This window comes from Roseivivax sediminis (genome assembly GCF_900112685.1).
In the GTDB taxonomy this organism is placed as follows: Bacteria; Pseudomonadota; Alphaproteobacteria; order Rhodobacterales; family Rhodobacteraceae; genus Roseivivax; species Roseivivax sediminis.
Map to the genome: position 1 here is coordinate 1 of NZ_FOMS01000030.1, position 5,082 is coordinate 5,082.

General features: G+C 64.7%; 6 protein-coding genes. All 6 read right to left on the reverse strand.

Features of this window, described 5'->3' with window-relative positions; all coding sequences use genetic code 11:
* Positions 1-743 precede the first annotated feature (743 nt).
* Complete coding sequence (locus F3H57_RS21965; protein ID WP_149759056.1) at positions 744-1,037, reverse strand: addiction module antidote protein; 294 nt, start codon at positions 1,035-1,037, stop codon at positions 744-746.
* Positions 1,034-1,336: a type II toxin-antitoxin system RelE/ParE family toxin gene (locus tag F3H57_RS21970; protein WP_149759058.1), complete on the reverse strand. Its 303-nt coding sequence runs from the start codon at positions 1,334-1,336 to the stop codon at positions 1,034-1,036. The genes F3H57_RS21965 and F3H57_RS21970 overlap by 4 nt, the downstream gene beginning before the upstream one ends.
* A 128-nt stretch (positions 1,337-1,464) precedes the next feature.
* On the reverse strand, positions 1,465-1,719 hold the full coding sequence (locus F3H57_RS21975) for a zinc finger domain-containing protein (RefSeq protein WP_149759060.1): 255 nt from the start codon (positions 1,717-1,719) through the stop codon (positions 1,465-1,467).
* A 55-nt stretch (positions 1,720-1,774) separates the two neighbouring features.
* Complete coding sequence (locus F3H57_RS21980) at positions 1,775-3,625, reverse strand: ParB/RepB/Spo0J family partition protein (protein WP_149759062.1); 1,851 nt, start codon at positions 3,623-3,625, stop codon at positions 1,775-1,777.
* A 299-nt stretch (positions 3,626-3,924) separates the two neighbouring features.
* Complete coding sequence (locus F3H57_RS21985) at positions 3,925-4,371, reverse strand: DUF3768 domain-containing protein (protein WP_149759064.1); 447 nt, start codon at positions 4,369-4,371, stop codon at positions 3,925-3,927.
* A gap of 11 nt (positions 4,372-4,382) precedes the next feature.
* Positions 4,383-4,637 carry a hypothetical protein gene (locus tag F3H57_RS21990; protein WP_149759066.1) on the reverse strand — a complete coding sequence of 85 codons (255 nt, stop codon included), beginning with the start codon at positions 4,635-4,637 and terminating at the stop codon, positions 4,383-4,385.
* Positions 4,638-5,082 lie beyond the last annotated feature (445 nt).

Consider the following 5,082-nt stretch of genomic DNA (forward strand, 5'->3'; position numbering starts at 1 on the left):
CTTATGCGAGCCGCGCGCCCCGCGCGGCTCTCTCCCGACTATTCAGCCGCCAAAGTGGCGGCGTCGCACAAGCGACCGTCACCCGAATGGGCCGAGACGGACCGGCCCGGGCGACCATCGCGGCCGCGACGGCGGGCGGCTCGGGACGAGACGCGCGCCGGCGCACCTGGGCCGCAGGGAGAACGGGGCGGGCAGGCTCGGGGAGGACCGAAGGGACGACTAGGGCGCGGTCCCGGCCGGGCGTGTCCTCGAGCGAACGCACGGCCGCAAGGACACCCACGGCGTGCCCTGACCTACGAACGCAGCGCCAAAAAACGCCATCCGCGACGGAAAGAACACCGGCCTTTAGATGGAAGCGCGGGACGATCCGCGAGGCGTGGGAACAAGTGCAGACGGTCAGCTTGCGCGGTCGCGGCCTCGACCCTTCCGCATGATGCGGGCGCCCTGCTGGATCGTGATTTCCGAGTGCGGCCAGCTCGTCAGAGCGACTTCCCAAGCGGCTTCGGCCAGCGTGAAGGCGCCGCCTGGGCCAGCTTTTCGTCGTATTCGCCGGCGTCAGTCCAGCGGCTCTCCGGCCTACCCTCGGCAGGGCAGAGGTTAACAGCCACACACCGCGATCGACGGTTCGTCCTGGTACAGCGAGTCCGGTGGGGCTGTCGCAGCTTAGAAAGGCAGCGGCTCCCGCGCGGACAGCGCGGGATCGGGCACGGGCAGGGCGCGGCCCTGGCAGCGCCCGATCAGATTCAAGCTGCGCGAAACGACAGGCGCAGGCCGAGTGCCTTGGAAACCTTCAAGATAGTCCCCAGCGTGGGGTTGCCTTCACCGGAAAGGGCCTTGTTGAGACCTTCACGGCTAATCCCGGTATCACGCGCAAGCTGGCTCATATTGTTCGCCCGAGCGACAACGCCGAGAGCGTGAGCGATGAAAGCAGGATCATCGCCGCCTTCTTCCATAGAAGCTTCGAGATATTCTGCGATGCGGGTTTCATCTGTCAGGTAGTCGGCGGAGTCGTAGCGGGTCAGTGTTTCAGAAGTCATAGCTGATCCTTCCATTTTTCAGCCAAAGCCTTCGCCGTCTTTATATCCCGGCGCTGGCTGCTTTTGTCGCCGCCACAGAGCAGCAAAATCACGATACTGCCGCGTTGCATGAAGTAGACGCGATAGCCGGGGCCGTAGTCGATCTTGAGCTCGGAGACGCCGTTCCCGACAGGTTTCACCTTACCGGGATTGCCAGCCGCCAGTCTGTCCAGACGAACAGCGATGCGAGCAACGGCCTGGCCATCTTTGAGACCAGAGAGCCATTCATCGAAGACGGGTGTTCGGAGCAGTTCGACCATGTGATAACTATAGTGCCCAACGTGCCGACGTGTCAACTATAGTTATCAGGCGTAGAAAAAGGCCCCGCGGTAGCGGGGCCAGGTTGATCCTTCACCACAAAGGAACGGAAACTGTCGGGGGCCTACGGTCAGGCGTCCTCGGCCTGCGGTCGGATTCCGGCGCGACCGTGGGGGTTGATGGTCCAGCCGTCCCCGTCACGCTCGATGCTCGCCTCGGGGCCATGCTGCTCGGCGAAAACGCTGTCGGCCTCTGCTCGGCGGGACAGGTGGAGTTCGTTAGCTCGGGGACCGCTGCGTCGGATGCACCAGAGGCCGGGCGCCTTGCCGCAGTCGGGGCAGCGCACGGCCAGAACAGGGTGACGGTGGGCGCGAAAATCAGGCATCGGGTTGATCCTCCTTCGGATGGGGCAGGGCGCTCGCGCGCCCTGCCTGTCGATCTCAGGCCATTCCCTCGGGCAGCCACTTGGCGATGCGCTCGGCCTGCGCCTCGGTCACGCCGAACGCCTCGCGCGTCTCGGCATCGGCAAGGAGCTTTTCGAGCCGGGCGGCCTTCTCCCCTTTCTTCAACTTCGCGAAGCTCGTGGCGGTCGGATGATCTTCGGAGAGGTCCAGAAGATCGCGCCACAGGTCGTTGAGGTAGGGGCCACCCACGCGGCTGAAAAAGTTGGCGGCGGTCGGGGTCCAGACTTCGCGAATGTCGGTCCCGGCCTCCTTATCGACCAGCGCGCCCAGCTTCTCGTCGCCCACACTGATGAGGGCAGCAAGGTGACGGGTCAGTTCCGCCATGACGTGATCCTGCCCCCGCTTGCGGAAGGCCCGGAAGCCTTTGGCGAGGTCCGAATTGAACGGATCGGAGGGCCGGTCAGCGGGCGTCGTCAGCCGCTTGTCGAGCGTGTAGCCCTCGGCTTCGGTGGTCGGAAAGTTCGGCACTTCATCTTCGCGGAGTCCAAGGGCGCGGCGATACCCCATCTTGCCGGTCATCTGATAGGCGAGCAGGGACAGGATCAGTTCGGGATCGCGGAGCATGGCGTGTTGCCGCGCGCCGGTTGCCACGCGGGCAAGATCGTCGGCCAGCTTGGCGGAAATGGGCGATTTCGGTGCGTCGTCGCCGGTCGTATGGTGAGACGGCTGGATCAACCCGGCTTCAATAGCCGCTGCCTTGTCCTCCTTGCGCACAAGCCCCTCAGTAGTGCGAAGTTCGCCGCGTTGATCGACGTAAACGATCACGCCGGAATGTGCCTTCTGCTCGTCGGTGAACGTGCCTTCGAGGATGCCGTGAAGCTCCAAGAGTTCGGCGTCTGCGGCCTCGTCCGTCGCATCGCGGTCGGAGAGTTCCATCAGTTCATCGTAACGTTCCACCTGCTCGGGCGTCAGAACCCCTTCTTCTCGGTAGAGGCGGGCCATCTTGGCGTCCTCGATCTGGAAATAGCCAATATAGGGGTCGGCGGTTGCCTCGGCCCACTTCCAGCCATCAGCGGTGCGCTCCTGCGCGGCCTCCTCCAGCTTCGCGGTGAAAACCGCGTCCAGAATGGCGGGATCATCCAGAAGCGTTTCGTCCGCAAATAGGTCGCCGCTGATCCGGCCTCCCTCGGCTTTGTAGGCGTCCAGCCCCACGAAAATCACGCGGCGGTCGGTATCGCGGATGCTCTCGGGCTTGAGTGCCTGCTTTATCCGGTAATCGCTGAGGTTCCGGCCCCTGCACTCGTCCAGCACTTCGAGGGTGCGGGCCTCGTCGGTACTGATCGTGAAGCAAGCGGCCATGCCAAGGCTGATCTCATTCGCGGCGAGGGCGTCGATCACGGCGTCGGGCAAGCCTGCCAGCGCGAGCCTCCGGTAGACGTGCTTTTCCGTCACCGCGAAGGCGCGGGCGATCACGGCGGGCGTGGCCCCGCCCTGCTCCATCTTGCCATAGGCGCGGATTTCATCGGCGGGATGCAGGTTGCGCCGGGCGGCGTTCTCGGCAACCGCCCACGCCTGCGCGGTCGTCTGGTCGGGGGCGATCTTCACCGTGGGGTGCGTCAGGTCCGGGTTCTTCACGCCGCTCTCGGGGTAGTGCTGCGCGAGATATTGCAGGGCACGGAGCCTCCGGCCCCCGGCGACGATTTCGACGCCGCCCTGGCCGTCCTCGATCCCGGCCATGTTCTGAATAAGGCCCGCCGTTCGGATGCTTTCAGCCAGTTCGGCAATCTCGTCCTCTGGTACGTGTTGCCGGGGGTTCATGTCCGACAGCCGGAGGGTGTCGAGGTGGAAACGGGTTTCGTCGGCGGTGATGGCGGTTTGCTTGGTCATTGGAGCATTCCTTGTGGCGATCGTCGTTTCTGGTTATTGCTGCCTCAGCCCCTTGGGGCTGAGGCGAGGGCCTTAGATGGCCCCGTGCTGGCTCAGGAAGCGGCGGCCTATGCCAAAGTGATCGCCCTTCCTGACAAGCGCCCAAGCCTCGGCAATGCGGCGCTTGATCGTGTCATCGCTAATGGATCTCACCTCCTTTCCGATCTGCGGATGATGGGGGGACGTTGGCCGTCCCTCCCGTTGGGCCTGCTCGACAGGCCAGCCTCGGCGCGGGGCAGGGAGAAACCCCGCTGCCGATCTCAGTATTCGCTAGGGAAAAGCAGGGTCAGGACACGGCTGGTCTTGATGTCGTCCAGTGGGTCGTCGGTGCCGTAGGTCAGGCTTTGGTCGTAGAGGTCGATCTTCCACCACACAGTTTGCCCCTCGATGGTGACGGCGCCGAAGTCGTGTTCGGCGTGAGGGTCGTCGTCCTCGGTGAAGGTGGTTTGCAGCGCCACAGCCCGGAGCGCGTAGCAACGGAAGGCCGCGCTCTCGGCGGCAATCCCGCGCGTCATAAACACGTGGCCGGTCGGGACGCCTTGCGTCTGGCCCGTGAACAGGCTGCGCCGGAAAGCGTCGTTCTTCGCCGCTATAGCCTGTGCCCGCGTCAGGTCCAAAACGGGGCTACCGCAGGCCGAGCAAGAATCGGGAACCGTGTGGTCCAGCGTCTCGACCGCACCGCAGATGATGCACTTATACTGCGCCATGATCCGCCCCCTTACTGGCTGAGGGCGGCATAGCTTGCCGCATCTTCGTAGCGCAGGATTGGCTCTCCGTCGTCGGTCGTGCCGCCCCAACAGGGACCGGCGAAACCGGATAGGACGGGATGGCCCTGCAACTCCGGCCGGGTGCGCGGGTTGGACGAAACGCCCGTGACGGCAACGCCCATATCCTCGGCCCACGCCTCAATGCACTCGGGCTGGATCTTCGACATGCCTTCGTCGTCCGTCATAACGATAACTTCAAAAGCCATTTGTGGCCTCCTTCGTGGTGAGGCGGCGGGGTCTAGGTGCCCTCGTTCCGCCGATGGGCTGCGCCTCGGCCACCTGATCCGACCGAAAACGCATGTTTTCGGCGGAACAGAGTGGGAGAGGGCGAAGCCCGACCCACGGTCCTGGCCCGGAAAGTCAAAGGATCGGAGACGGGGGTTGGTGCGGCCCGCAGGCGAAGCCGAGGACACGGCCCCCGGCGGAGACGACGCCGCAGGCGGCGCTTGTCTTTTGACTTTCCGGGGCAGGACTGTTGGGCGGACCAACTGATAAGAAGATGGCAGGGCGGGGGTGAGCGGGCGTAGCCCGTCGATCCCCCGCCCTGTCTCCTGATCTTATGCGAGCCGCGCGCCCCGCGCGGCTCTCTCCCGACTATTCAGCCGCCAAAGTGGCGGCGTCGCACAAGCGACCGTCACCCGAATGGGCCGA